Origin of the sequence: Paenibacillus sp. S-38 (assembly GCF_049942825.1) — a bacterium.
Classification (GTDB): Bacteria; Bacillota; Bacilli; order Paenibacillales; family NBRC-103111; genus Paenibacillus_G.
In genome coordinates, this window is record NZ_CP187970.1 from 7,176,521 (window position 1) to 7,202,178 (window position 25,658).

General features: G+C 59.9%; 22 protein-coding genes. 4 read left to right on the forward strand and 18 right to left on the reverse strand.

The window, feature by feature from the left end; genetic code table 11:
• Nucleotides 1-22 precede the first annotated feature (22 nt).
• From ACP26L_RS31325 to ACP26L_RS31370, 10 genes are all read right to left on the reverse strand, one after another.
• Nucleotides 23-1,099 (reverse strand): galactose ABC transporter substrate-binding protein, encoded by a 1,077-nt coding sequence (locus ACP26L_RS31325; RefSeq protein WP_426449456.1) that lies wholly within the window; start codon nt 1,097-1,099, stop codon nt 23-25.
• 1,029 nt (nt 1,100-2,128) lie between these two features.
• Nucleotides 2,129-3,301 (reverse strand): IS110 family transposase, encoded by a 1,173-nt coding sequence (locus ACP26L_RS31330; RefSeq protein ID WP_426449458.1) that lies wholly within the window; start codon nt 3,299-3,301, stop codon nt 2,129-2,131.
• Nucleotides 3,302-3,561: 260 nt separating this feature from the next.
• A complete protein-coding gene (locus tag ACP26L_RS31335; protein WP_426449460.1) occupies nt 3,562-4,551 on the reverse strand; it encodes a substrate-binding domain-containing protein in 990 nt (329 codons plus the stop codon).
• Nucleotides 4,548-6,356 (reverse strand): sensor histidine kinase, encoded by a 1,809-nt coding sequence (locus tag ACP26L_RS31340; RefSeq protein ID WP_426449462.1) that lies wholly within the window; start codon nt 6,354-6,356, stop codon nt 4,548-4,550. The genes ACP26L_RS31335 and ACP26L_RS31340 overlap by 4 nt, the downstream gene beginning before the upstream one ends.
• Nucleotides 6,353-8,002, reverse strand: coding sequence for a response regulator (locus ACP26L_RS31345; RefSeq protein WP_426449464.1), 1,650 nt, complete (start codon nt 8,000-8,002; stop codon nt 6,353-6,355). The genes ACP26L_RS31340 and ACP26L_RS31345 overlap by 4 nt, the downstream gene beginning before the upstream one ends.
• A 288-nt stretch (nt 8,003-8,290) precedes the next feature.
• Nucleotides 8,291-9,157, reverse strand: coding sequence for a TIGR02452 family protein (locus ACP26L_RS31350; RefSeq protein ID WP_426449466.1), 867 nt, complete (start codon nt 9,155-9,157; stop codon nt 8,291-8,293).
• A gap of 61 nt (nt 9,158-9,218) precedes the next feature.
• Nucleotides 9,219-10,106, reverse strand: coding sequence for an ADP-ribosylglycohydrolase family protein (locus tag ACP26L_RS31355; protein WP_426449468.1), 888 nt, complete (start codon nt 10,104-10,106; stop codon nt 9,219-9,221).
• 34 nt (nt 10,107-10,140) lie between these two features.
• Nucleotides 10,141-11,196: an AAA family ATPase gene (locus ACP26L_RS31360; protein WP_426449470.1), complete on the reverse strand. Its 1,056-nt coding sequence runs from the start codon at nt 11,194-11,196 to the stop codon at nt 10,141-10,143.
• Nucleotides 11,193-11,861 carry a nicotinamide riboside transporter PnuC gene (pnuC, locus tag ACP26L_RS31365; RefSeq protein WP_426449471.1) on the reverse strand — a complete coding sequence of 223 codons (669 nt, stop codon included), beginning with the start codon at nt 11,859-11,861 and terminating at the stop codon, nt 11,193-11,195. Before pnuC ends, ACP26L_RS31360 begins: the two co-directional genes overlap by 4 nt.
• Nucleotides 11,862-11,920: 59 nt before the next feature.
• On the reverse strand, nt 11,921-12,691 hold the full coding sequence (locus ACP26L_RS31370; protein WP_426449473.1) for an NUDIX domain-containing protein: 771 nt from the start codon (nt 12,689-12,691) through the stop codon (nt 11,921-11,923).
• Nucleotides 12,692-12,873: 182 nt separating this feature from the next.
• Here ACP26L_RS31370 and ACP26L_RS31375 point away from each other — a divergent pair, with 182 nt between their 5' ends.
• Nucleotides 12,874-14,259, forward strand: a complete 1,386-nt coding sequence (locus tag ACP26L_RS31375) for a hypothetical protein (protein ID WP_426449475.1) — start codon at nt 12,874-12,876, stop codon at nt 14,257-14,259.
• Between the two features lie 245 nt (nt 14,260-14,504).
• Here ACP26L_RS31375 and ACP26L_RS31380 read toward each other — a convergent pair whose 3' ends face one another.
• On the reverse strand, nt 14,505-14,792 hold the full coding sequence (locus tag ACP26L_RS31380) for a YciI family protein (protein WP_426449476.1): 288 nt from the start codon (nt 14,790-14,792) through the stop codon (nt 14,505-14,507).
• Nucleotides 14,793-14,843: 51 nt separating this feature from the next.
• Nucleotides 14,844-15,512 (reverse strand): NADPH-dependent F420 reductase, encoded by a 669-nt coding sequence (locus ACP26L_RS31385; RefSeq protein ID WP_426449478.1) that lies wholly within the window; start codon nt 15,510-15,512, stop codon nt 14,844-14,846.
• A 235-nt stretch (nt 15,513-15,747) separates the two neighbouring features.
• On the opposite strand from ACP26L_RS31385, the gene ACP26L_RS31390 reads away from it, so the two are divergent.
• The gene (locus ACP26L_RS31390) at nt 15,748-16,617 is read left to right on the forward strand and encodes a LysR family transcriptional regulator (RefSeq protein ID WP_426449480.1); all 870 of its coding nucleotides are present in this window, start codon (nt 15,748-15,750) and stop codon (nt 16,615-16,617) included.
• Between the two features lie 280 nt (nt 16,618-16,897).
• Here the strand turns inward: ACP26L_RS31390 and ltrA are convergent, their stop codons facing one another.
• The 4 genes from ltrA to ACP26L_RS31410 form a co-directional block, all read right to left on the reverse strand.
• Nucleotides 16,898-18,289, reverse strand: a complete 1,392-nt coding sequence (gene ltrA / locus ACP26L_RS31395; protein ID WP_426449482.1) for a group II intron reverse transcriptase/maturase — start codon at nt 18,287-18,289, stop codon at nt 16,898-16,900.
• A 494-nt stretch (nt 18,290-18,783) separates the two neighbouring features.
• Complete coding sequence (locus ACP26L_RS31400) at nt 18,784-20,061, reverse strand: AAA family ATPase (protein ID WP_426449484.1); 1,278 nt, start codon at nt 20,059-20,061, stop codon at nt 18,784-18,786.
• A gap of 206 nt (nt 20,062-20,267) precedes the next feature.
• Entirely contained in the window at nt 20,268-21,716 is a 1,449-nt protein-coding gene (locus ACP26L_RS31405) for an RtcB family protein (RefSeq protein WP_426449486.1), read from the reverse strand.
• A 675-nt stretch (nt 21,717-22,391) separates the two neighbouring features.
• Complete coding sequence (locus ACP26L_RS31410) at nt 22,392-22,898, reverse strand: TerB family tellurite resistance protein (protein ID WP_426449488.1); 507 nt, start codon at nt 22,896-22,898, stop codon at nt 22,392-22,394.
• 178 nt (nt 22,899-23,076) lie between these two features.
• On the opposite strand from ACP26L_RS31410, the gene ACP26L_RS31415 reads away from it, so the two are divergent.
• Nucleotides 23,077-23,382, forward strand: coding sequence for a Dabb family protein (locus ACP26L_RS31415; RefSeq protein WP_426449489.1), 306 nt, complete (start codon nt 23,077-23,079; stop codon nt 23,380-23,382).
• Between the two features lie 130 nt (nt 23,383-23,512).
• On the opposite strand, the gene ACP26L_RS31420 is transcribed toward ACP26L_RS31415, so the two are convergent.
• Both ACP26L_RS31420 and ACP26L_RS31425 read right to left on the reverse strand, forming a co-directional pair.
• Nucleotides 23,513-24,424 carry a pyridoxamine 5'-phosphate oxidase family protein gene (locus ACP26L_RS31420; protein ID WP_426449491.1) on the reverse strand — a complete coding sequence of 304 codons (912 nt, stop codon included), beginning with the start codon at nt 24,422-24,424 and terminating at the stop codon, nt 23,513-23,515.
• Nucleotides 24,424-24,861, reverse strand: coding sequence for a VOC family protein (locus ACP26L_RS31425; RefSeq protein WP_426449493.1), 438 nt, complete (start codon nt 24,859-24,861; stop codon nt 24,424-24,426). Before ACP26L_RS31425 ends, ACP26L_RS31420 begins: the two co-directional genes overlap by 1 nt.
• A 125-nt stretch (nt 24,862-24,986) precedes the next feature.
• Here ACP26L_RS31425 and ACP26L_RS31430 point away from each other — a divergent pair, with 125 nt between their 5' ends.
• Nucleotides 24,987-25,622: a CGNR zinc finger domain-containing protein gene (locus ACP26L_RS31430; RefSeq protein ID WP_426449495.1), complete on the forward strand. Its 636-nt coding sequence runs from the start codon at nt 24,987-24,989 to the stop codon at nt 25,620-25,622.
• Nucleotides 25,623-25,658 lie beyond the last annotated feature (36 nt).

Sequence of the window (25,658 nt, forward strand, 5' to 3'; positions counted from 1 at the left end):
GCAGAGCGGATTGCTGAACGAATTATTTCGCGTCGTTCATGTTTTCTTTCGTGATCTTCTTGTAAGGAACCCAGATGTACTTGCCATCAGTGATTTCAAAGCCCGTGTTCTCTTTGCTTGGCGTTTGGCCGGAAGCGAGGACGTTCGCCAAGGCGAAGGATGCCGCACCTTGGTTCTTCGCATCGTTCAGTACCGTACCGAGCATCGTGCCTTCTTCAAGCGCTTTTACAGCTGGAGCCGTAGCGTCTACGCCGACAACAGGCATGTATTTGCCGCCTTGGAAGTAGCCTTTGGCTTTGAGGGCTTCGATCGCACCGAGAGCCATGTCGTCGTTGTTCGCGAATACCGCTTCGATCTTGTCGCCTTGGGATGCGAGGAAGGCTGCCATTTTCTCTTGGCCCTTAACGCGGTCCCACATCGCTGTGTCTTCTGCCAGCTTCTCTACGCCGATCCCAGCGTCTTCTACGGCTTTCACTGCGAACTTCGTGCGCAGCTCGGCGTCTTGGTGTCCAGGCTCGCCCTTCAGCATAGCGTATTGGAGCTTGCCGTCCTTGTTCTTATCCGCTTCCGGATGAGCTTTGAAGTAGTCGGCTACCAGCTGGCCCGCCATCGTACCGGACTGCTCGGCTTTCGCGCCTACATAGTATACTTTGTCCCACTTCTTCATATCGTCAGCCAGCGGTTCGCGGTTCAGGAAGACAACCGGAATGTTTGCCGTTTTCGCTTTGTCAATAATAACGCCCGCTGCCGTACGGTCAACCGGGTTCACGAGAAGGCCGTTAACTTTTTTCGTGATGAACAGGTCGACTTTATCGTTCTGGGTCGGCTGGGAGTTCTGGCTGTCTACGATATCGACTTTGGCTTTACCTTCCGCTGCAGCGCTGATCGCGTTACGAACACCCGTCATGAACGTATCGTCGAATTTGTAGATCGCTACGCCGATCGTTGGCTGTTTGCCAGCCGTCGTACCGGTTTCGGTCTTCGCGCCGCCTGCGTTGTTGTTCGCTGTGCCGGCGTTAGTGTCCGTTTTATTTCCGCAGCCTACAACTGTTGTCGCGAGTGCAGCAGCAAGCATCATGGAAACCACTTTTTTGTTCATCCGTAAAAGACCTCCGTTATTTCTTTTTTTGTTTACTGGATTGCTTTACCCTTTCATTATCGTTAATTTTGTGCCAAAAACCCATGCAATATCCTCATGTGTTCTATCGAAATTCTCATGTGTTATGAAAAAGCTAAGATTATGTCGAAAATTTCAGACTTTTGTCGCATGGAAAATAGGACTGTCCCGCACCCCCGAGTGGACAGGCGGGTCTTCGAGATTCCGCGTCCCGGCGGACTGCGCGGTTCTGCGTTCCGGCGGCCTGTGCGGTTCCGTGACCCGGCGGACGGCACGGTTCCGCGTTCCGGCGGACGGCGCGGTTCCGCGAGACGGCGGACGGCGCGGTTCTGCGACCCGGCGGATGGCGCGGTTCCGACCCGGCGGTCTGGGCAATCGGAAATCTCACAAATAAAGGAACTGAGATTCTTTATTCTTCTATTTCCCGTCATTTCCCAAGGAATAGCGGAACTCAGGTTCCTTAACAGTCCCGTTTTAGCGAAAAACAGCCTCATTTCCCCTAATAGCGAATCTGAGTTCCTTTATCTTTAAAACTTCCCTTCGATGACCAACATAACGAATCTTAGTTCCGCTGATATGAACGTAACCGAGCAACTCCCAGCACGTATCCCTGTTTTTTTGTACTCCAAACTAAGCCTGTCAAGGTGCTCTTTTTGACAGGCTACCTCTTTCTTCCCATACTTGTATACGTGTCTGACTATCAAGTCAGACCCCGCCTTACGGCGAGTAACGGGGTGCAGGGGGCGGTGCTCCCTGCAATGTTTTTTCCTGAGAACAACGGGACATGTCTACATTCCTTGGCACGAGGGCAAAATGGTTCTTTGCGCCGGCTGGCAACCTGATATTCGTGGGTTCTCACATGTGATTACATACGACCAGAGAGTTTCCTGCTAACTATCAACGCACATAAAGCTCCTGTTCCCTTGCTTTGTGCAGCGGAACTACGCGGATTTCTCTCTGCCTAGCTTTGTAAGCCAAAGAATGTAACGCATCTTCCTCAAATCCGTTCTCTTACCACCTCCTTCTTCGTATTTTCAAACTTCTATTACAAGCACAAGCGATTATGCTGCCGCCCTTTGCTTCTGGACTTCCTTGGCTATAGCCCAGATAAAATCCCAGGAGCTCCCTGGCCACGGCGGTAACGATGGTTCCTTTGTTCTTTCCCCTGAAGCTTAACCTATTAAATTTATGATGCAGTCTTTTATGCGCCTTCCAAGAGATCTCAATAATCTCCGAACTGAGCTCCTTTTGCCTCTCCCGCAGGGCTCTTCTTACAGCAGGTTTGCTCCGGTAGGTCCAGGCGGCTTCGACCAGTACCCGTCGAATATGCGCATTACCGACTTTCGTGATTCGCCCTTGCCAGCGGCTGCCTCCGCTTGAACTTTCCGAAGGTACCAATCCGGAATAACTCATAAGCTGCGGCGCAAAAGCAAATCTTCCTGCGAGATCTCCGAGTTCGGCCGCAAGAGTAGTGGCCGTAACTAAAGCAATACCATGAAGTCCTTGCAGCGCCTGAATCATGGTAGCCTGGCACCCTGCCGAAGCCTGCCGTTCCATTTCCTTTTCGTATCGCCCAATCCGGTTTGCGGCCTCCCTGATGGTGTTGCGGTATTCTTGAAAGACTATATCCTCGCACGCATCCGTAAAGCGCAAGGTATCCAGCCAGTTCTCGTAGGCCGATGTCCATAACTTCGTGCCGCCCGGTGGATGAAGCTGGTGCCGAAGCAGGAACTTCGTTAGCCGCTGCTTGTGCCGATTCATATCCTGAACCGCATCCTCCCGGGCCCGAACCAAATCCCGCAGTGCTTCGTCCTCGGGTGTAGGTACGTAGATTTCGGTTAACTCTCTGGCCCTGTAGAGCTGCGCTAAACGTATAGCATCCCTTTTGTCGGTTTTAATGCGCTTGTTGCCATCCAATGCTTTGGGCGCAACGACGCTGCAATTGACAAAGAGTTCAAGGAACCAACGATACAGCTGAAACCCTGTAGGCCCGGCCTCATAGCAAACGTCGAGTTTGATCTCATCGTCCTTTGCAAGCTGCTTGACTAACTTTCGCACGGCCTCCTTGGTATGGGGAATCGTCCCCCAGAACCGCACGGGCTCATCTCGATTTTCCGTGGCTATGGCAACGGCAATTTTTTCCTTGGATACGTCTAACCCTACATACTTTGTGGACATACTCATTACTAACCGACTCCTTTTTGTTTGTAGCTCTGTTTTGGATATGATTGGTTTATTCATTCCAAGTCATTTCCAACTTCAACCTACGTGATGCAAAGAGGTAGTCGGTTTCGTTCATTATAACTATTTCCTCTGCCCAAACGTCCGCAGATGCTTCTAGCACAAAGCCTAAGCCGGAAGGGCTCGAAAAGAGCAAAAAACCCGCAGCGGCCGCTGCGGGTTCTTGACTTTATTGCCTATCCAACACTTCCTACTCGATAAGGTCACTTCACAAAGGGGAACAACAGCTTCTGATTATCGGACCAGAACATATTCGCCTGGTCGATCACCTTCGTATCCGTATAGAAGGCATCCTTCACCCGCTTGCCTTCCAGCGCCTCGACCGCGTATTGAACGCCGAGATAGCCCATGGAGAACGGGTTCTGGATGATCGTCGCCTGCACGATCCCTTCCTGCAGGTATTCGATATCTTCAGATGTGCTGTCCATGGTCACGAGCTTCACCCGGCCCTCGAGCCCTTCCTTCACAATCTCCGCCACGACCCCGCGGGTCGATGAGCCGTGCAGCACAGCGATGCCTGTCGGCGTGTCCAAAGCGTGGGCCAGCCGTCGCACTCCCTCGCCGCACTCCTCCGGGTCCGCATAGCAGTACGTCTTCTCGACGATCTGGATCTTCGGGTGCCGGGCCATCTCGTCGAGGAAGCCCCGCTCCCGCTCGGCGGCGGCCTGGCCGTCCGGCTTGAAGCCCACCACGGCCGCCCGGCCCTGGTCGCCCAGCAGCTCGGCCAGCTTAAGGCCGGCCTTCTCGCCCGCTTCATAATGGTTGACACCGATATAGCTGAGCGGCTTCGGCGAATTCAGGCGCGAGTCGATCGTAATGACGGGGATATTGTTCGCCGCGGCTCTGGCGACCACCTCGGCGGGCTCCGTGTCATCGCTCGGAGCCAGAACCAAAGCGCTGCGCTTGTAGTTGATGACATCGGAGACCAAGGCGATCTGCCCCTTGATATCCTGCTCCGATTCCGGCGCTTCCACCAGGACATCGACATTGAATTCTTTTTCCGCCGCTTCCGCCCCGCTGATGACCGCTTTCCAGTAGTCGCTGTTCTTCGATTTGACGATCAGGGCTATCTCTTTCCTTGCGGGTAATCCCGCTCCCGCCGTTTGCGTCAGCGTGCCGCATGAGGTGACACCGACCGCGGCCGCCAGCAGCGAAAACAGAAGCATACTCCGTCTTGGGAGGCGTCTGCTCATCCGCTCTCCCCTCCTCTCGCGCCCGCCTGGTATGGAATCCACAACGTTACCGTGGTGCCCTCCTCCAGCCGGCTCTCAATCTCGAGACCGTACTCTTCCCCGTACATCAGCCGGATGCGCTCATGCACATTGCGGATGCCGACACCGGTGCCGGTCCCTCCGCCCTCAACCGCTTCCGCCTGCAGCAGCCCCCGCACCTTCTCGGGCGGCATGCCGAGCCCGTCGTCCGCGACCGTGATGCGCACCCGGTCGCCGGCCCGCTCCGCCCGGATGGAGATGAACCCTTCGTCGACCATCATCTCGATGCCGTGGTAGATCGCATTCTCCACCACCGGCTGCAGGATGAGCTTGACGGTCGGGCAGTCTTTTACCTCGTCCTCACACTCGATCTCAAAGCGGAATTTGTTCTTGTACCGCATCATCTGGATGATGAGATAGTTGCGCACATGCTCAAGCTCTTCCTGCACCGTGATGACCGATTTACCCTTGCTGAGGGAGATCCGGAAGAACTTCGACAGGGAGGTGATCATCCGGATGACCTCCTCGCTCTTCCCGCTGCCCGCCAGGCGGACCACGGAATTCAGTGTGTTATAAAGGAAGTGCGGGTTGATCTGCGACTGCAGCACTTCGAGCTCACTCTTACGCTTGGCCTCCTGCTCCTTCACGCTCTGTTCCATGAGCTCGCGGATGCGGGCGACCATGAGATTAAAGCGCCGGGAGAGCCGCCCGACCTCATCCTCTCCGCCCTCTTGGATATGGATGTCGAAGACGCCCTGCTCCACCTTGCTCATCGAACGCTCCAGCCGGCGGATCGGCTGGGATATCTTCGCCGACATGAACGCCGACAGGAGCAGCACGAACACGAGCACCCCGAGCATCAGCCAGGCGAGGAACCAGCCGATCTCCCGCTTGGCGGTGACAATCTCGTTCATGTAGGAGACGCCGATCATTTTCCACCCGATGTTATTGACGGTCTGGATCGTGATGAGCCGTGTCTCCCCGGTGCTGTCGTCCACGTAGTTGCCGTAAGCATACTTCATCGCCTGCTCGACATTCTCGTATTTCAGACCGGCATAGATCAGCTGCTGCTGGGGATGGTATACCATGTTCCCGGCCGACTCATCGATGATATACACATAGCCGCGCTGTCCCAGGCTGACCCGGCTGAGCAGGTCGTCAATCGTCTTGAAGTTAAAATCCACGAGCAGCACCGCCGGCTCCCGCACGCCGTCCCGCTCCAGGATGATGCTCCTGCTCATCGAGACGACCCACGGATACTTGCCTTTGTACAGGTTCTGCACATGCGGCAGCGAAACGGACACATGGCCCGGATTCTCAACGGCCGACCGGAACCAGCTCTGTTCCGTAATCCGCGTGTTACGCCGCATCTCCACTTCCGGCAGATGAGCCACCGGGGAGCCCTCGGCTGTGAACAACGCCATCGAGACTACATCGCTGCGGGTTTCAAGAATGGTCGCGAGCTGCTCTTCCAGCTTCGCGTCCGGCACGGTCTTCGAGGCGCGGATCCGCTCATCGACCATTTTGAATGATTGGGCCATGCCGTCCAGATACATCTCCACATTGAGCTTGACCTGTTCTACGATCTGCTCATTGCCGATGAACGCATTCTGCTCCGCGGTCCGGGCGAACTTGTCGTAGAGCAGGACTGAGACGACGACCATCACGAGAAGCGTCATCAGCATGAAGGACGCCGTGATGATGAACTGGATGCTCTTCACCTTCCAGATGTCGATTAGGGAAGACAAAGGTCCCCGGCCCGGCGGCTGCGGAACCCGCCGTTTCATCGCTGGCCCTCGGCCGCCGCGCTCCGGTATTCCTTCGGCGAAACGCCCGCATACTTGCGGAACGAGAAGCTGAAATAGTTCGGCTCCGCATAACCGACCTTCTCGGCAATCTCGAACGCCTTCAGATCCGTCGTGCGCAGCAGCTCCTTCGCCGCTTCCATGCGGATCTGGCTGAGGTAGGAGCCGAAGGTGGTTTTGGCTTCTTTTTTGAAGATCGACGAAAAATAGCCCGCCGAAATATGCAGCATCCCGCACACCTTGTTGATCGAAATGTCCGTCTCATGATAATGCTGCTGGATGTATTCCTTCGCCTGGTCGACCAGCGACTTGTAAGCATACTGCCGTTCGCTGGCGATCCGGCTCATGATATTCGTGCATATGCCGAGCACCCAGTTCTTGGCCTCCTGCGGGTTCGTGAACTTGTGCAGCTCCGCCAGGGGCACGAAATCCGGGCCAAAGATGGCGTCCAGGTCCGCATTGGAATCCTTGGCCGCCTTCAGGATCGCCGTCAGGATCTCGATCAGGTAGATCTGATAGTCCTTGAACGATACGCCCATGTCGGCGATGCCCTCGAACAGGCTCTCGACGATCTCCCCGATCTCCTGGGGCGTCCCCACCTTGAGGCAGCGGATCAGCGCATGCTCCTTGAGCTCGTCGAAGCGCAGTTTCTCCACGAAGCGCGTCTCGACGTCGCTGATGCAAATGATCCGGTTGTCGCCAAGGATCGGCCGGTAGTCGAGAGCGAGCACCGCGTCCTGGAAAGAGTACGCTACCTCGGGCAGCGCCGGGCAGAAGGTGCCGACCCCGATCGTCACCGTGAACTTGAGGTACTTGTCGATGCTCTGCCGGATCTCCTCGAGCACCGCGAGCGTACGCTCCATGAGCGGCTCACGCTGTGCCCCTTTGACCGCGCTTAGCACGACCACATGGCGGTTGTGAACGAAAACCAGGCCGAGATCGTGGCGGGCCACAATCTCCTCAGCAATGTTCAGCACGGCAAAGAGCTTCAATTCCGTGTCCTTGGAGCGGCGCAGCGAGCCGGAATCGGCTGGCCCCTCCTGATCATCCGCTCCGAGGTTGTCGAGCGACAGCAGCGACACCGCGAACCCGCAGCCCTGCAGGTCGAGATTATAGCTCTCGCACTTCTCCTGGATCTCCCGCAGCGGCAAACGCCGGGTCACCAGGGAGGCAAGGAACACCTCACGGAGCACCGGCAGGCTCTTGCGGTAATGCTCCTGCAGCGTCTGCACGTTCTCCCTGCGCGCCGCTTCGTCGTCGATCTGGCTCTTGATTTTGGCGAGCATGCTTACCAAGTCCTCCGACGAATACGGTTTCAATAAATACTCATCAATATGCAGCTTGACGGCCTTCTGGGCGTATTCGAATTCGTCGAAGCCCGTCAGGATGATGATCTTCGTCGTCGGATAATGATCGCGGATCCATTCGGAGAGCTGCAGCCCGTCCATGAACGGCATCTGGATATCCGTCACAACCACGTCCGGCACGAAGCGTTCCATGAGCTCGACCGCCTCCTGGCCGTTCTCTGCCGCATCCACGAGCTCGAAGCCGCAGGCCGCCCAATCGATCTCCGCGAGAATGCCTTCCCTTACGTCCGCTTCATCTTCCACAAGCAGTAATTTGTACATAGTCGGTCCTCTCTATCGCAGGACATACCAATAGCCCGGCATAGGCCAGGCCGGTATTCCTCCGGTCCGGAGTTCGGCAGCGGGATGGACTCCCCTCTGCCGCCCCGGCATGTCATCATTATGGTGTAATCACTGTACCAGAATCCCGCAGGGTTGGGAAGTGGGGAGAGGTGGCAGCGGTTGCGGCGCAAGGCCAAGCCGGAGGGCTGGGGCTGAAAAGCGCCGGAAGCAGATGATCGAGTACTGCCTGCTCCAGCTGGAGCGGTTCGTACAGGCGGACGCCCCGGCTTACTCGCCGAACTCCCGCTCAAATGCCTTGTACGCCGCCTGCCCGGCCGAGCGATCGTAGACCGCAAAGACGACACGCGCGAACGCCCCGGCGAACACCTCTTCCACCAGCACCTCGCGGAACCAGACCGCCACCTCCTGAGGGCGGTTGCGGAATACCCCGCAGCCATAGGCTCCGAGGACCACCGTGCGGTGCCCGTGCAGCACAGCCGCGTACAGCGCCCGCCGGATGCGGCCGCGCATGACGGCGCCGATCTGCGCTTCGGCCTCGGGCTCCCGTTCCCGGATCACGCCCGCGTTCACGGCCGGCGCCGTGATGAATGCCGCCGGGTAAGCTTCGGGCAGCAGACGGTCCTCATCGTCCCGGAAGACGGGTACGGCCGGCGAGTAGATCATGTAATCCGAGTAGAGCGCCGTCCGCCGTCCCCGGTTGTATTCGTACATCTCCTGCATCTGCACGATGCAGGGATACAGGCCGCTCGCGCGGGCCAGGCTCTCCTCCTGGGCCTGGCTCCCGCCGAGGAAGCCGCCGCCCGGATTCTTCGCGGAGGCGAAGTTCAGACAGGCGGCCGGCCCGCCGTCCTCGCGCCAGCAGCGGTAAGCCGCGGCCAGCGTCGTCTCGGGCGTCAGCTCGATGCGCACCGCGGCTTGGCTGCGTCCGTCTGCACCGGATACCGCTGCCTGCAGCGCTGAAGCGCGCCCGTGCAGCTCCTCATCGGTGCCCGGCCGGTACAGGACCGAGCCCCGCACGGCCGCCTCCTGCGCCGCGTGAAGGTCGACCCATTCGCCCTTGGGGTTCCCGTATCCGCCCGCCTCCAGAATCTCCAACGTCTGCGCGGCCACCGCCGCTCTCCCCGATCGGTTCATGGGTTGTTCCATCCTTTCTTGAAGCACGTTCAGTAAATTTCGCAACTCTTCAGAGAGCTCCTCACCTGTCGCTGGCTTCCCTTCGGTACGCAGCTATCCGCTCCGCGAGCTCATCCAGCCGCTCCTTGATCCGAATCTTCCCGGCATAGGCTTCCGGAATGCCGCCATATCCGTAATACACGCCGGCCAAGCCTCCGGCGATGGCCCCGATCGTATCCGTATCTCCGCCGAGGTTGGCGGCTTCCTGCACGGCCTCGGCGAAGCTATGCGTCGTATTCAAAATGTACAGCACCCACCGGAACGTATCCACGACATACCCGGTCGGTCCGCAGTCCGGCTCGCCGCCCAGCGCCTCCGCATAAGGAGTGCCGGCCGTCTCCGATGCGAGCACAAGCCCCAGCTCCTCCCCCTGCAGCAGGCGGTACGCCATCCGGTTGTACATCACGCAGGCTTCGCTGCACCGCTCATCCCAGTGCGTCATCTTCGACTGCATCCGCGTGACCGTCTCCATCCGCTCCCTATCGGTATAGATCAGGGCCGCCGGCAGACAGCGCATCAGGGAGCCGTTGCCCGCAGTGAAGCCTCCGAGATCCTGATCGGTGACGAACGACGCTTCGAACCAGTCTCCCTTGTACCGCTGCAGGGCCCGCCGGATGATGTTGCCGATGTCTTTTGGGTCCGACCGGTACCAATCCAGAAACCGCTCGCCGATCGCTCCCATCGGGTCCTCCGGGCAGGCCAGGATGCCTTCGGCCACGCACAGGGTCATCATCGTGTCGTCCGTCACTTCCCCAGGGTCGAGGTCCCATACCCCTCCTCCGATCATCTCCGTCAGCCTGCCGTACTTCTTCCGGATCTCCGCCCGGGTCATGAACTCCGTCGTGCCGCCAAGCGCATCCCCTACAGCCGTGCCGTATAAGCCGCCTCGGATTCGATCCATGATATTCATCTGCATCTCTCCTCTCCCTTCGCACAGGGGCCCTCTACCTGCTTGCCTGCAGCCCCGAAGCCCACCGATTGCCCAGACTCTCATACCTGCGGTACGCCTGGAGCACGGCCGACACCGCGGCCACCCGCTCTTCAAGCGTGCCGCTCACTTCAATATAAGGCACGCGCCACTCCTTGAGCAGCGCGGTGAACCGCTTCTGGAACTTGCCGCGATGAACCTCTCCCGACCGGTCCCACGTGTCGTCGTAAGGAATATCGTCACCACACAGGAAGACAAGGTCGTAAGCGGCGGCCGCCTTCCGGGCCAGCTCCTCCAGCCGTGGCAGTGCCATGCCGTGGTAATCCAGGGAGAAGAGATAGGTCGTGACCGCATTCGTATCCGTAAAAAGCACCCCGTCCGCCTCGCCCGCCAGCTTCTCTTCCCGCTCCACATGCCCCTCGGCCAGCTCGACGAGCTGTTCGGGGGTCAGGCGCCGGTCCTGCTGGTGCGCGGCCCAGTATTCGCGTCCGTACTCCGGCATCCAGGCCGTGCCGTGCGCCTCGGCCAGGGCGGAAGCCAGCGTCGTCTTGCCCGTGGAAGGCGCGCCGAGCAGCACCACTCTCGTGATCAGGTCGCGGTAGACGACTCCGTCCACGTAGGCGCGGTTCGCGTACGGCTGCTGCCTGACCGCCGTCCCTGAGACCGGGAAGACGGTCCGCGCCGGATCGACCTGCCGGTTCACGGCCCCGAGCCTGCGGCTCATATGATCGCCGTACGGCTCACTCGAGAAGAAATGCGTCACGCGCCGGCCGCCGAGCAGCCCAAGGATATAATCCTCCTGCAGCTTCTGGATGCGCGGCGTATACCCTGTCTCCGCGGGACCGTCCCACGCTTCGATCACCTCGGCCTCCGGGTAGAGCCTCCGGATCCAGCCGGCGCGCACCGTCAGCGGAATGTCCGTCGTCTCGGGGCAGTCGTAGATGACGACGATGAGATGGTCCGTCTCCTGCAGCCCCGTCTCGATCATATACTGATGCCCCTTGTGCAGCGGGGCGAATTTGCCCAGCGTGAGGCCGAGGGTTGCTTTTGCACCCGTATCACCGGTATTCATATTCCCACCTCCGCATCGCTAACCTGCAGGAGGGCCGTCCGCTGCCTGCGGTATTCCCTGTGCCACTGTACCCAGCCGCCCGCGGCAATGCCGAGAAACACGGCATACAGCAGAGCCACCCCATACAGTTCCTTATAAGCGTACATCCCCACCGACAGCGCGTCGACGGTGATCCAGAGCAGCCAGTTCTCGAGCACTTTGCTCGAGAGCAGGAACTGGGCGAGCAGACTGAGCGAAGCGATGAACGCATCGAGATACGGGATCGAAGCGTCCGTATACCGGGCGAGCACATGGCCCCATCCGGCCGACAAGGCTGCGAGGAGAAGGACCCCACTGACAGCCTGCCTGCCGGTCAGCCGGCGGGTCGGCCGCACCCTGGCCTCCCCTCTCCCCGTCAACCACACGATCCAGCCTTGAATGCTGAGCACGAAGTACAGCAGCTGCAGCGACATATCCGCATACAGCTTCGCATCGCGGAAGAGGAAGAAGAAGCAGACGACGTTGACCAGCGAGACCGGCCAGCACCACAGGTTCTGCCGGGCCGTCAGCCAGACGCTCATCAGTCCCGTCGCGGTCGCCGCCCCTTCCAGCAGCGACGAGGAGGTGGCCGCGGCGAACCCGGCCGCTCCCAAGATCAGAAGAATCCATTCCCATGTCCGGCTCATAAGCATACTCTCCTTTTTATACTATCAATTTGACTATATTGTTAATTAAAAAAAATTGGTCACCCGTACAGCGACAGCTTCGGCACATTCCCGGTAAATCGGTACAGCTGCGCGGCACGCTGGGAGTAGGCGTTCGATTTCTTGAGCTCACCCTTGTGGTCCCGCACCTCTTCCAGGATGCCGCTGCGGCTCTGCGTCGACTTCATCTTCCGGATGAAATTCGCCTCTTCGAAGGCCGGCACCACCGTGCGGATCACCTGATAGAGCTCCCCGAGGGTGAACTCCGGCGGCAGGAATTCCTTGGCCAGTGGCGTCAGCAGCATCCGCTCCCGCACATGCTCCAGCGCTTCGACGATCATCTCTCTGTGGTCGAATGCCAGATCCATCCGCGTCAGGGCTTCTTCCACGCTGAACAGCCCTACATCCACGGCATCATCGGAAGCCCTCCGCTCCGCCAGCTGCTCCTCCCGGACCAGCGCGCAGAATACATGGGAGAGGATCCAGCCCCTCGGATCCCGCCCGGGGCTGCTGTAGACGTTGAGGTACTCCATATGCACGTTCCCCACGCCCGCTTCCTCCTGAAGCTCCCGCCGCGCCGTCTCGTACATCGATTCGGTCTCCCGCGAGAAGCCGCCGGGAAGAGCCCAGTGCCCCTCGTACGGCCATACCTTGCGCTGGATGAGCAGCACCCTCAGCTCCCGCTTCGGCAGCGATTTGGTCGAGGTCATCTGCGACTCCGAAGTGATCGTGAAGATCACGATATCAGCCGGGGCCCCGTCCGGGGTGCGGTAATTCTTCGCCGAGTAGTTCTTCTCGTTCTCAGCTGCCATGCGCTTCCTCCACCTTATTTTCATTTTTATAATATCATTATGACAATATTGAACAAAATGTCAACCCTCTTTTCTCCGGCGGCTTCCTACTTTAGTATTGACAGCCGGTCCGGGGCCAAGTAAGATCTTCCATAACATACTATACATATAGGAATAACTAATATTGATTAGGAGGAATTCGCATGCCGCACCGTTTCACGTTCCGGACTCGTACGCTCCTCGCTTTATCCGTTTCTTTCGCCTTCTCGGGGCTCTCCCTCCCCTACGGCCTCCCGTCTGCCCACCCGGCTTCCGCCGCTGCGGCCGCGGGGCCGGTCGAGACGCCCGCAGCCATCGAAGCCTTCCTGCAGAACCGCTATGGGCTGAGCCTGCCTGCAGCGCCTACCAAAGGGGACTTTATCGCCGAAACGGCGGAGATCCTGGAGCTCGGGGACGCCGCCATCGCCGGCCCCTTCACGGATGTATCCGTGAGCGACGTCGTGTACCGTCCGGCTCTCGCCTTATACAGCCAGGGCATCCTGACCTCGGACACCGTGGGCGCTGCCGCTTCGCTCACCCAGGGCACCGCCCTCTATCTGTCCGTGAAGGCTGCCGGTCTCAAGGAGCTTGCCTACACGTACCCGCAGGAGAAGGTGCAGGCTTCGCTCTCCCGTCTCGGCCTGGCTTACCCCGGCGACGGCCGGCTGACGCTACAGGCCGCCCAGGAGCTGGCGGCGGCGGCTGACAGCGGCCTGCTGCCTGACGCCTACACCGCGTCCTTCGACCCTTGGGCGCCGGCCGGCAAAGACTTTACCGCCGTGCTGCTCGGGCAGGTCCTCTCAGTGCGGGGCGAATACAAGCAATACCTGACGACGACCGAAGACAACGAGGTCTATGCGAAGCTGCTGCAGGCCTACCGCACCCAGGTGCTGATCGAGGTGCCGGCCCTGCAGCCTGCCGTCGACCAGGCGCTGAAGGAAGGGCTCATCACCGGCTACAACCTGAAGGATGAGCGGTATGCCCCGCACTTTGACAAGGCCCGTTCCCTCACGTACGGGCACAGCGACATCGCCCATGCCGTTCAGCTGATCGGCCTGCTGCGCAGCGAAGGGCTGCATGCGAAGATCCAGCTCGAGCCGAAGACCTCCGCCTTCCTCTATCTGAAAGAGTGGGGCGAGCCCGAGACTTCGCCGGACTACAAGGTCGTGCCGCTGGAGAACGGCAACGGCATCGCCTATGCCCGCGAGTACGATCTCTCCTTCGAGTTCGATACCGCGGAGCAGAAGGAGATGTTCAACGGGGTCATCTCCGCCTATGCCAAAAAGAACAGCGAAGACCAGCCCGGCCTCATCACCGGCTCGTGGTGGCAGCCGCTCTACTATTCGCTGACGGAGCTGACGGAATATAAGCTTATTGCGAACAATGTGATCCAGGGCGACGGATACTATGCGCAGACGTTCACGCTCGTCGACCAGGAGAAGGCCTTTGCCGACGGCATCAAGAAGATCAAGCCGGACGCAGGCGTCGATTCGTACACGTTCTGGGTCGACGAGCCGTTCTACAATTACCTGCTCGGCGGATATAAGTAAGACCGGGCGGAGGCCGGCGTGGAGGCTTCCATCATAAGAGGGATGCGGCTTTATGCCGCATCCCTCTTATCGTTGGAGTGCAAGGCGGCTTGTCACCCTCTGAGAGAATAGGCTGAAGAAGGAGCCGGTCATGCTCAGCCTGACTTACCTTCTCTCACTGCACAGGGCGGCCGCCTCCAGCCCCAGGCCTGGACAAGGCAGCGCTCACGCCGTCCGTGTGACAGCCCTTCACCGAAGCGGCACCTTCAGCCGAACACTTCCTTCAACCGCTCGTCATACATGGTGGCCTTGAACTCCACGAGTTCATAATCGGCCACGCCCTCGCGGTGGAACGGATCCTCCGCCAGAATCCGTCCAGCCTCTTCCCGGCTCCCGGCATCCAGCAGCAGCACCCCGCCCTCCCGCGGAGTCCGCGGTCCCGAGAGGATCTGCCTGGAAGCCTCATACTGCCGCCTCAGAAAGGCTCGGTGCTCCTCCACCCATATATCCACCACCTCAAGCGGCATCTTATACGTCAGCTTTACGAAAAACATAGCGTTCCTTCTCCTCTCAACAGTGTAATAATCGAATGGGTACATTCCGCTTCACGCCTCTACCCCGAACAGGCGGAACGATACATACGGGTACGACCCGTAGCGGACCGCAAGCTCCCGTTCGAACAGCGTCATCCGCTCGATCGTCCGATTATTCTCCAGCCTGCCGGCATCCAGCACCCGGAAGGGCAGCGGCTGCAGCAGCTTCATGACGGCCCGCTTAGCGGCTTCATCGTCGCCGGTGACATACACATCACTCTGAAGTCCCTGGTGCAGCGGCTCTTCCAGCACCCGGAAGAACGTATTCTTGAACGCGCCCACCACCTGTGTGCGAGGGAGGACCTTCTGCAGCTGCTCCGCCGCCGATGTGCCCCAAGCGGTTGTAAACCCGCTGAAGTCCTCCGTGAACGGGTTGGTGATATCCACGAGAATTTTGCCGGCCAGCCGCTCCCCGTTGGCCTCCGCCCAAGGGAGCAGGTCCCGCAGCCACATGGCGGGGATCAGGATGTCCGCCTCCATTGCCTCGTCAAGACCTACGGCACGGATCTGCCCTTCTTCCCATCCGCTCTCGCTGATCAGCCTTGCGGCCCGCTCCTTAGACCGCGAGCCCCAGCACATCCCCTTCAAGTGGGGATGAAGCCGTGCCGCCAGCCCTTTTCCCATCCGCCCCGTGCCTATCACACTCACGCTGCCCTCCGTGCGGTCATTCCATCCTGCCATCCATGATCTCCCCTTTTCCCTTGATGGGACCATCATACCCTGCACTCCACAGTGTCGGAATGTCCGTTTCGTTACAGGGCTGCAACCGCGGGTTGCAGCTTAGACAAGGAGAAAGGCTCCGGTATACATGGAGCCTCAGGATTGGCCGCCTGCAGCCGAAGGGGGATCTATCCGGTGTCTTACCGCTGTGTTACCATGGGAAGCACAACCCTGTCAACTCCCGAGGTGGAACTTTATGGATATCGAATTGTACCGAAGCTTCTTGGAGATAGCCCGCTGCGGAAGCATCGCCAAGGCCAGCGAGAAGCTGCATCTCTCCCACCCCGCCCTGAGCAAACAGCTTCGCAGGCTGGAATCCCACTACGGTGTCGTCCTCTTCCACCGCTCGCCGGGCGGCGTGGAGCTCACCGAGGGGGGCAGGCTTCTCTGCGAACGGATACCCGCCATCCTGGACGGGCTGCAGGCGATCGAAGAGAGCCTCGCCCGGCTCCGCGTTCCCGGCCGGCTGAGACTCGGGGCGCTCCCCAGCCTCGCCGCCCATTACCTGCCGCCGGCGCTGGGCCGCATGGAGCAGATGGGTCTGGCCTCCGACCTTCTGATCCGCCATACGTCGGAGGAGCTGCGGGAGGCCTTGGAGACGCAGGCCGTGCAGGCGGCCGTCATGGAGCTTTCCGCTTCGTCCCGCCTGTGGAGCGCGGAGCTCTTGCGTGAGGGCTTCTGCGTCGTTCTGCGCAGCGACCACCCGCTGGCGCGGAGCGCTTCGCTGCGGGCCAATGACCTGGCCGGAGAGGCCCTGGTCATGTACCCTCCCTCCTGCGGGATCCGAGCCCGGGTCTCCGACGCTTTCGGAGCCCACGGACTGCAGCCCTGCATCCGCATGGAGGTGCCTTTCGGCGACTTCCTCCTCGGCTATGCGGCTGCCGGTACCGGGAGCACCATCGTGCCGGAGACGGCCGCCCGCCGACTTCCCGCTCCGCTGGTCTGCGTCCCGCTGGACGAACCGCTGGCCCGCCGCACGGTCTCACTGGTCTCCGCGGACCACAGGCTGGGCCGGCTGCTGCTGCCGATGCTGCAGAAGTCCAGGGACTCTAACGATTCCCTCTAGGGGAGAGCTGGCGGGAGCCGATCCATGCTTTGTGCCGACATACTACGGCCCGCTGCTCTACGCTTACACCAAAACAGGCTACCAGAAGAAGTCCTCCGAGCTGAAGCTCGATTACTTCCCTGAAGCAAATCACCAGACGAGCTCGGGTCCGTCAAGGCTTTGGGGACCACCTCACCGAAAGATCAGTAGCGCATGCATCACATCGAGTAGGAGGGGGCGTCTAGCCCCCGTCCTCTCACACCACCGTACATGCGGGTCCGCATACGGCGGTTCCAAAAGGTTAACGAAGTTCCAGATATCGAGAAAGCAAACTCTTCAGCCCTTTCGCTTCCCAGTAGGAAGTCGGAAGGGCATTGTTTGTGTTTCGAGACATTTCCCATGCTCCCCGTCTTGAGTTTGCCATCACAAAGCAAGCCCAGTTCGGCACGCCCAGTGCCCGAAGTTCGCGGATTCGGGTGCGTACCCGTTTCCATTGTCTCCATAGGCACATGCGGAGCCTTCGGCGAATCCACTGGTCAAATTTCCCACAGTGTTTCTTCACCGACGCTAGTCGAAAGTAACCGACCCATCCCATCATGTAGCGGTTCAACCTGCTAATACGCTCATCCATCGGGATGGAACGTGTCCGGCTCGTTAGCTCGCGGATCTTCTCCTTAAATCGGGAGATCGTCTTCGGTGCTAATCGAATCGTCGCTTTCTTGTCGCTCAGGAAGCTAAAGCCAAGGAGCTTGCGGTTCCATGGCCGGTCCACCGCGCTTTTGTCTCGATTCACTTTCAGCTTCAGCTTTCTTTCCACGAAGTCTGTCACCGACTTCATGACGCGTTCTCCTGCACGCTTGCTTGCCACGAAGATGTTGCAATCGTCCGCGTAGCGGACGAATCGCAGGCCTCGTTTGGTCAGTTCTTTGTCCAGGTCATCCAGTAAGATGTTTGCCAGTAGCGGACTCAGCGGACCGCCTTGCGGCGTTCCTTCGTCTGTTCGCTCCAACGCTCCATCCGCCATAACACCAGCGTTCAGGTAAGCCCGGATCAATTTCAGGATTCGCTTGTCCGTCACTTTCCGGGCTACCCTTGCCATCAGCATATCGTGGTTTACCCGATCAAAGAATTTCTCCAAATCCATATCGACAACCCATCGATGGCCGTCTTGAATGTAGCGCTGTGCTTGCTTTACCGCGTCATGTGCTCGTTTTCCCGGACGAAAGCCGTAGCTGTGCCACGAGAAGTGTGCGTCGAAGATCGGATTCATCACTTGTAGAAGTGCCTGCTGGAGAAAACGGTCCATTACGGTCGGGATACCGAGCAGCCTTACGCCACCTCCGGGTTTGGGGATTTCCACCCGTTTGACCGGCGAGGGTCTGTAGGTACCCGTCAGGAGTGCAGCTTTCACTGCTTCCCAGTGGGTTTTCAGGTAAACTTGTAGATGCGCTACCGTTACGCCGTCCACACCAGGTGCTCCTCCGTTCTGCACCACTCGCTTATAGGCAAGCCGAAGGTTGTCCCCTTCGAGCATTCGCTCCAGCAGCTCGTATTGGTCTTCGCGAGTGGAAGGGGCGACTTGTGCCGGCGAAGAACTCGGCGCTCCGGCATACCCTAACGGCTTCACCGCTTCTCTTTGCCGCAAGCTCTCTTGCGAGATGTTCTGCTGTCTTTGCTCTTCATACGAACGCATCGGTTTCCACTCTCCTTTCGGTTTCAGGCGTCCCCTACTCCCGTACTATGACCTCTGCTGACTCCTGCGGATTCAGCGCGGCTTCTCAGCCGCGGTTACGAAGGAACTTCGCGTCTTCCGCAGGCCTCCCCAGATAAGAACGTCATCTTTCTGCCCGCAACCACTGGAGTATACAGGAGCAGCCCTTGGCGACTTAGGATTTTGTCATGTGCGGGTGACTCATCCGGCTAGCCCTGCCTCAAATCCAGTTCGTGTACCTTGGCTCGTGCATTTGCCTCCAGCTTCCTTCAGATTCCACCTCACGGTGGACACCCTTGCTCTTGGCTAACGGTTGGCGTTCGCCAGCCCCCGTTCGGGACTTTCACCCTAGAGATGACGCCCATGCTGGGCGTACCGCAAAAGGAGACATGGCCAAGGGGCCTGTCTCCTTTTTTACGTTTGCCTTACCGTCCCCGCGGGGTCCGGACACACCGGCGGACGGCCCAGCGCCGCCCCTACCTGAACCCTACCTTCGGCACCACATCCGCCGAATGCCACACCTGGGCCGCCGCCCGGCCGAGGTCTGCGCGCATCTGCGCGACGAGCTCAGAGATGTCCACCCGCTGCTCGTAACGCATCCGCAGTGCCGCCGATACGTACAGCTCGTTCATATGGGCGAACGAGAAGCCCTCAGCCCCCCGGGCCGCCGCAGCAAGCGCTTCGTCGCCGCAGAGCTCCCCAAGACGCTTCAGCGTCAGGTACTGAAGGCGCTGCGCCTCATCCGGCAGCTTGATCTCGTAAGCGCGGTCGAACCGGCCCGCCCGGTTCATCAGCGCGGGGTCGATGCGCTCCGGATAATTCGTCGTACCGATAAGGAAGATCCCCTCCTTCGAGGTCGCCCCGTCCAGCGTGTTAAGAAAGAAGGAGCGCACATGCTCGGGCATGGAGTCGATGTCTTCAATAACCAGCACCATGGGTGACAGAGCCAAGGCATGGGAGAAGACCTGCTGCACCGAGTAGGAGGACGTATGCTCGGTAATCTGCCAATACGCCACCGGCGCCTGCACACTGCCGGCGATCGACTTCACGAGCGTCGTCTTCCCGTTGCCCGGCCGGCCGTAGAGAAGCAGTCCCCTTTTATACGGAATGCCGTAATCCTGGAAGAACTGCCGGTCCCCGGCAAAGAATTCGTCGATCGACCGGAAGATCTCGGTCTTCAGCGCCGGGTCCATCACCACCTCGTCCCGCCCGACAGCGCGGGTGATGCTCAGCTTCTCGATCTCGAGGCCTTCCCTCGTATCGGTATACACGGTTACCCGGCGCCGGTCCGTGTCCCGCTGCCTGCTCCGTACATAGGCGGCAAATCCGTTCATGCAGGCATCGTCACGCGCCCAGATGAAGTCCTCCGTATCCAGGCCCTGTCTGCGGAATACCGGCACCTGTGCCAGCGCTACGCCATGCTCCGGGTAGAAGAACAGATTATTGCGCAGCGTGGGGAACACCCGGGGCGCCTGCGTACCGCTCTCTTCCTCGTAGAGGAAGGCCTTCGTCTCAAGCCCTTCATAGATGGAGGCCAGATGCCGGACGCTCCCGCTTCCCTTCTTGACGTCCTCCTCCAGCACCTGCCATAACTGCCGCCCGTAATCGTCCTGCAGGTACAGGGTGTAGGAATCCCCCGTGAGCTCCTGGAGCAGAGCCCCGATCCTCCCCATCACCCGCGCATATTGGGGATAATCCCCCATGCCCTGCATCCCGGAGGCTGCCTCCTGCCGGAACAGCGGCCACTCCGCCAACGCCTCGGGACAAGCAGCGCGCCCTCCCGAAGCCTGCCGATTCAGCTTGCCAGCTTGAAATGGTACTCCTGTTACGCCTCTTACCAAAATACGTATCGTATCCTTTCCGTTAAGTTAAAAACCGCCTTATCCTTCATTGATTTTATCCTTCATTGATTTTATCCTTCATTGATTTTATCCTTCATTGCTTTTATACTCCCTTGATTCTATACTCCCTTGATTACGGCCAGCGGCACGCACTTCGCCACCACCGACGCAAGACCTGCTCCGACGACGCTGTCGATAATCGCATCCACATCCTTGTACGCCTGCGGCGACTCGTCGACGATCGCCTCCAGACTCCGCTGATTGACGACAATCTCCTCCGGTGTGCCGACGCGCAGGGACGCCTCGAAGTCGCTGACGCTGACCAGCCGCTTTGTTGCGCTCCGCGAACGGACCCGGCCGGCGCCGTGGCAGATCGAGTGATAATTCGCCCGCCCCTGCGGCAGGCCTGCCATGAGATAGGACGCCGTCCCCATGGAGCCGGGGATCAGCGCCGGATGACCCGTCGCACGGTAGGGCTCCGGGTTGTCCGGATGGCCCGGCGGCAGCGCCCGGGTCGCTCCTTTACGGTGGACGAAGTAAGCTTCGCCTTCGTGCTCCTCTTCCCATGCATAGTTATGCATAAGGTCGTACAGCGTCCGCATCTCGAAGCGGGAGCCGAGCACATCCTTCGCCGCCTCGCGGATCGCATAGGCGATCAGATGCCGGTTCACGACGGCATAGTTCAGCGCCGAGTACATGAGGTGCAGGTACAGCTGTCCGGCTTCGCTGTCCAGCGGGGCGAAGGCGAGCCTGGGGTCCGCCGTGCCCCTGCCGCTGCTGCGCATCCACCGCGCCACCTCCCGGCCCGCCAGCTCGTTGACCGCGCCGCCCCACGCCCGGGAACCGGTGTGGATCATGACGATGATCTGTCCGTCCCTAAGGCCCCACTGCTCCGCCGTGGAGCGGCCTTCCTCCGGAATCTCCAGGGCCTGGATTTCCGCAAAATGATTGCCGCTCCCCAGCGTCCCGAGCTGCCGGTGGCCCCGGTGCCAGGCCGCCTCGGGCATACGGTCCAGGTACTCTTCGTCGAAACGGAACCGGCTGTGCTCTACATGCGTCAGCGAGGTGGCTTTTTTGGGCGTATAGGCGTCCGGCACATACTTGCGCGGCAGGCCGTGAAGTCCTCTGCGCACCACCTCTTCAAGCCGGAAGTCCGAGAACTGCCCTCTGGCCTGGGTATCAGCCGGCAGCAGCTTCTCCACCGCCCGCACCAGCCTCCGGCGCAGCTTGACATCCCGCAGCTCCTCCCGCTGCAGATTCGTCACATGCACCCGCATGCCGCAGCCGATATCGCTGCCGACGATCGACGGCGAGATGTAAGCGTCCTCCGCCCTCCATACTGCGGTTGTACCGATGCAGGTACCGACGCCCACATGAACGTCGGGCGTATAGCTCAGGTAATGCCGAGCCGGAATCTGCAGGCTGTTGTTCGCCATGGTGAAAACCTGCGTCTCCATCGCCTCGAACAGCTCCCGGTTCGCATACACGTGCAGATCTCCCGCAGGCAGCCGCATCGCGCGGTAATACACTTCTTCCGGCGCATCTGCTTGGTTCTTAATGTCGTTCATAATAAAGAAAGTCAACTTCCTCCTTCAGCGTTCTTGATCGCGGCAGTCTTCCTGCCTTCCCTAAGAGATATTCATACGGTGAATGATTCGGGTCCCGAATAAAAGCTAAAATGCGGCAGTCCACCATCCAGCCTGCTTGTCTAGCGAGTTCTTCCTGCGCCTGGAAATCGGAGATGGGTGAAGAGACGGGTGAAGCGTGACGGCCCGGGACGCTATGCCTGCACCGCTCTCTTCAACCCGCCCCAGCCAAGCCTGCCGGCCAGAGGAGATCAACACGGTTCTATCAGGCCTCAGCGGCCGTAAGCGACACGCATTATTACCACTACCGTCCACGTCGTTCACGTTTGGGGCCCGTAGAGGCCGGTGAATCTAGGGGGACCCCAATGGATCCATCCCTCTTTCCGTTCTTTTCTCATCGCGTCCGGCCTCCTTGTCGTATGAGTTAGGCTTATGATACAGCCCCGCAGGCACGCTGTGGAGGGAGAGCTTGGGTATAAACGGAATTGTACCGGGGCAGCGGCCTCTTCGCCCGACCGAAACGAGCTAAAGCGAATAAAAAAAAACTGACAGCGCACTTTGCGCTGCCAGGCTTCCCTGCTTGCCGGCCCTTTGACTTGTGGCTTACAGCCCAACGGATCGGCAGACCTTCTCTTGGGCGCTCTCTTAGCCGCTCCTTTATACGTTCAGGCTGACTTGATAGCCCGGCTGGTTCTTCGGATGGCTCTGATCCATGAAGACGGACCGGTCATTCTTCAGCATGATGACCTCGAAGAACGGAGTGAACCGCTGCTCCGTAATGTTGAAGGCCGTCAGGAACTTCGCGAAGAGCTCCTGCTCTTGGCGCTCCGGCTCACCGTCAGCCAGCGAGGAGTCGACGAGGTTGACGAGAATACACATCTTCTGCGCATCGGTCAGGATCGGAGCCGCTTCCTTCAGGAACGTGTCCACGGAATTCGAGCGGATGTACTTCAGCGCACGGTCGAGCAGTGCGCGGTTGTTCGCGCCTACGCCGATCGTCCCGCCGCTCTTCTCGCCGCCCAGCACGGCCAGCAGCTGGCCTACTTCCTCGTTATCCATCTCGCCGTCGGACTGCATCATGTAGAGCAGCGAAGTCGCGAATGCGAAGTGGGGTGTCATGCCTTCCGTTGATTTATCGCCTTTGAACATATCGAACAAACCCATGAGTGGAACCCTCCCTGATTTATGTAGCCTGGGCCGGCAGTGCCGCCCGATACCCGTTCATACGGACGAGCCTCCGGATGGTTTCACACGGGGCAGATACTTTTTTAGTTGGACGGTTTCCCTTGAATCCCGCATCCGGACAGCGTATCATGAGCACCAAAGGAGAGTGAGTCTGTCCATGTACGAACATATCGTAGCTTTCAGGTTCAAAGAAGGGATCCCTCCGGAGAAGGAGCGCGAGCTGCTTGCGCAGCTGCATTCTTTCAAAGGACGGATTCCCGGCATTATCGAGCTGACGGCCGGCGTGAATGCCACCGAAGAGTACGGCAACATTCACGGCTACACCCTGGGCCTGCGGGTCACCTTCGAGAGCCTGGAGGCGCTCCGCGCCTACGGTCCGCACCCGGTTCATCAACAGTTCGTCCAGTCCCTGGGCGGCATACTTGATAACGTGGTTGTCATCGACTATCCGATTGCTCCCTAGTTCTGCCCGCGCTTCTATCCGTTAGGTTTGCTCCGCCGGGATCACCAAAAAAGCTTAACCAAGCGACTGCTTCAGCCGCCGGTTAAGCTTTTTTATGCGGGGCCTGCGGCCCCTGACGCCTCCCCTTTCCCTAGTGGGGAAGAAAGGGGGAATAGCCTCTGAACCTCCACTTCCAGCGGAGGCTCCCCCTCCATTGCCTTACCTCTTCCACGTCGAACCGCACCACCCGCTCCGCTCCCGCGAACGCCGGGCGGGAGTCCGCTGTCGGCTCCACCGCTCCCCGGCCCGTCAGCTGCAGCACGTCACCCCGCTCAAAATCGAGAAAGAGCAGTCCCGCCTCCGGAGCGGACCAGAGGTTGCCGAGCGTGTTGAACATGGCGTTGCCGGCATAGTCAGGAAAGCGCAGCGTTCGCCGGTTCTCCACCCGGATGAAGCCCGGCGGCCCGCCGCGGTGGGAGACATCGGCCCCTTCCCTCGGGTGGCGGGTCGCAATGAAGAAGGTGTCGGCCGAGGAGAGCCACTCCGCCTGCCGTTCCGTCAGCTCACGGCCGATCAGGAGCCCGTCTCCGGATTGGCGCTGAGCCAGGGACTTGCTGCCGGCTGGCTCCACGATTCTTGCTTGAATATACTTCGGACAGTTCGCATACACCTGCTCCGCCCCCACGGTGAATCCATCTTCCCCCACCTCCCGGACCGTCCCGTTCAGCCGCATCCGCCGCCGGGTGGCGAACTCGATGGCGAGCAGCCCGACCCGGAGGCCGGGCTGCACAGAGGCCGCCAGAGGATCCTCTGGCGGCAGGAGTGCCCCGATCCGTGCCGACCTCTCGTCCGGAGCGCTGAGGAAGCCGGGCTCCCCGCAGAGCGGTGAAGCCCACACCCGGCCGTCCCCGGCGTCCGCCCCCGCGATAATCAGAGGCTGCTCCTCCAGGAAGGCCTTCGCCGGCTCGGGTATCCAGTCACGGATCGATCCGCCGACCCGCCTGGCCGGCTCCAGGACGCCCGCCTCCTCCTGCATCCGCAGCTCCCCTTCATGGAACATCATCAGAAGAACCCGCAGGCCGGCCCTTCGGTGGGGGCATGGACGTGCCCCTGTACTCCCTCAGGCACATAGATCTCCAGGCGGACGCCGTCCGGGTCCAGGAAGAAAATGCCGCCGGAATTCGCGGTTTCGCCATGCGGCACGATCCCGTCGTAGATGAGCTCTACGCCATCGGCACGCAGCCGTTCTTCGATGCTCCGGATTTGTTCGATCGATGCCGCTTCGAACGCCAGGTGGTGCAGGCCCGGTCTTCCCGTATCGAACGAACCCTCGCTCTGCTGCCACAGCGTGAGGACCAGTCCGCTGTCATCCCCCAGGAAGGCGAAAGCACGGCCAGCCTCATCCGAACGGTATTTCACCTGAAACCCGAAGACCTTCCCGTAAAAAGCAACCGACCGGTCCAGCTCCGTAACGTTCAATCCGACATGCCCTGTTTTCATGCTCCGCCATCTCCCTTTAACCACCAAATTGTGCTTACGGGTATTATAATACGTGGATTCGGTTAACTTGTAAATACCTAATTTACAGGTTAGAATAAAAGGACAACAAGAGGAGGTCCGCTCTTATGAACGAATTCAAATCGCCTATACCTTTCCTATGGATCGGCAACCACTGGGTCGTCGACTTCGTCAATACCCGGATCATCGCCTCGGGAGCTCGTGTGGAGCTGATTCCCGCCTTCAGCGATCTTCTCCGCTGGGTGGAGGAAAGCGGCCGCTCCGCCCTGATCCAGGGCAGAGATACTCCGCTTCCGGACGGCCGGGAACGGGAGCTGTACGACCAAATCCTCGAACTGCGCCAGCGGCTGGAGGAAGGCTTCGAGCACCTCCTCCGGGGCCAGCCCTGGCCTCCGGAAGACATGCGCAGCCTCTGGAACGAAGCCCTGAAGCGCCATCCCGGCTGTCTTCAGGTCCGCTCGGAGGGTGCCACCTTCCGGACGGAGCGCGTCTATACGCTGGAGCATCTGCCCGGGCTGTTCTGGGAGGAAGCCGCCCTGTTCCTGCAGTCCCTCGAGCCCGGCAAGCTGAAGCGGTGCGAGAACCCCGCCTGCATCCTGTACTTCTACGACAACAGCCGCAATCAATCGCGCCGCTGGTGCTCCATGGCCGGCTGCGGCAACCGCATCAAGGTCGGCCTGCACTACAAGCGCAAAAAAAATACCGCTTCCGGCGGAAACGGTACGGTGCCGGACCAGCCCTGAGGTTCAGGCTGACGCGTTCGGGGCGCGGCCCAAGAT

Excerpts from the sequence above, each read along its gene's own strand:
- ACP26L_RS31345 (WP_426449464.1), bottom strand. The coding sequence starts at position 8,002 with ATGTACAAATTACTGCTTGTGGAAGATGAAGCGGACGTAAGGGAAGGC.
- ACP26L_RS31430 (WP_426449495.1), top strand. The coding sequence starts at position 24,987 with ATGAACGAATTCAAATCGCCTATACCTTTCCTATGGATCGGCAACCAC.
- ACP26L_RS31370 (WP_426449473.1), bottom strand. The coding sequence starts at position 12,691 with ATGGCAGCTGAGAACGAGAAGAACTACTCGGCGAAGAATTACCGCACC.
- ACP26L_RS31405 (WP_426449486.1), bottom strand. The coding sequence starts at position 21,716 with ATGAACGACATTAAGAACCAAGCAGATGCGCCGGAAGAAGTGTATTAC.
- ACP26L_RS31380 (WP_426449476.1), bottom strand. The coding sequence starts at position 14,792 with ATGTTTTTCGTAAAGCTGACGTATAAGATGCCGCTTGAGGTGGTGGAT.
- ACP26L_RS31420 (WP_426449491.1), bottom strand. The coding sequence starts at position 24,424 with ATGATGTTCCATGAAGGGGAGCTGCGGATGCAGGAGGAGGCGGGCGTC.
- ACP26L_RS31410 (WP_426449488.1), bottom strand. The coding sequence starts at position 22,898 with ATGGGTTTGTTCGATATGTTCAAAGGCGATAAATCAACGGAAGGCATG.
- ACP26L_RS31355 (WP_426449468.1), bottom strand. The coding sequence starts at position 10,106 with ATGAATATCATGGATCGAATCCGAGGCGGCTTATACGGCACGGCTGTA.
- ACP26L_RS31340 (WP_426449462.1), bottom strand. The coding sequence starts at position 6,356 with ATGAAACGGCGGGTTCCGCAGCCGCCGGGCCGGGGACCTTTGTCTTCC.
- ACP26L_RS31375 (WP_426449475.1), top strand. The coding sequence starts at position 12,874 with ATGCCGCACCGTTTCACGTTCCGGACTCGTACGCTCCTCGCTTTATCC.
- ACP26L_RS31360 (WP_426449470.1), bottom strand. The coding sequence starts at position 11,196 with ATGAATACCGGTGATACGGGTGCAAAAGCAACCCTCGGCCTCACGCTG.
- ACP26L_RS31330 (WP_426449458.1), bottom strand. The coding sequence starts at position 3,301 with ATGAGTATGTCCACAAAGTATGTAGGGTTAGACGTATCCAAGGAAAAA.
- ACP26L_RS31425 (WP_426449493.1), bottom strand. The coding sequence starts at position 24,861 with ATGAAAACAGGGCATGTCGGATTGAACGTTACGGAGCTGGACCGGTCG.
- ACP26L_RS31385 (WP_426449478.1), bottom strand. The coding sequence starts at position 15,512 with ATGGCAGGATGGAATGACCGCACGGAGGGCAGCGTGAGTGTGATAGGC.
- ACP26L_RS31350 (WP_426449466.1), bottom strand. The coding sequence starts at position 9,157 with ATGAACCGATCGGGGAGAGCGGCGGTGGCCGCGCAGACGTTGGAGATT.
- ACP26L_RS31335 (WP_426449460.1), bottom strand. The coding sequence starts at position 4,551 with ATGAGCAGACGCCTCCCAAGACGGAGTATGCTTCTGTTTTCGCTGCTG.
- ltrA (WP_426449482.1), bottom strand. The coding sequence starts at position 18,289 with ATGCGTTCGTATGAAGAGCAAAGACAGCAGAACATCTCGCAAGAGAGC.
- pnuC (WP_426449471.1), bottom strand. The coding sequence starts at position 11,861 with ATGAGCCGGACATGGGAATGGATTCTTCTGATCTTGGGAGCGGCCGGG.
- ACP26L_RS31415 (WP_426449489.1), top strand. The coding sequence starts at position 23,077 with ATGTACGAACATATCGTAGCTTTCAGGTTCAAAGAAGGGATCCCTCCG.
- ACP26L_RS31325 (WP_426449456.1), bottom strand. The coding sequence starts at position 1,099 with ATGAACAAAAAAGTGGTTTCCATGATGCTTGCTGCTGCACTCGCGACA.
- ACP26L_RS31390 (WP_426449480.1), top strand. The coding sequence starts at position 15,748 with ATGGATATCGAATTGTACCGAAGCTTCTTGGAGATAGCCCGCTGCGGA.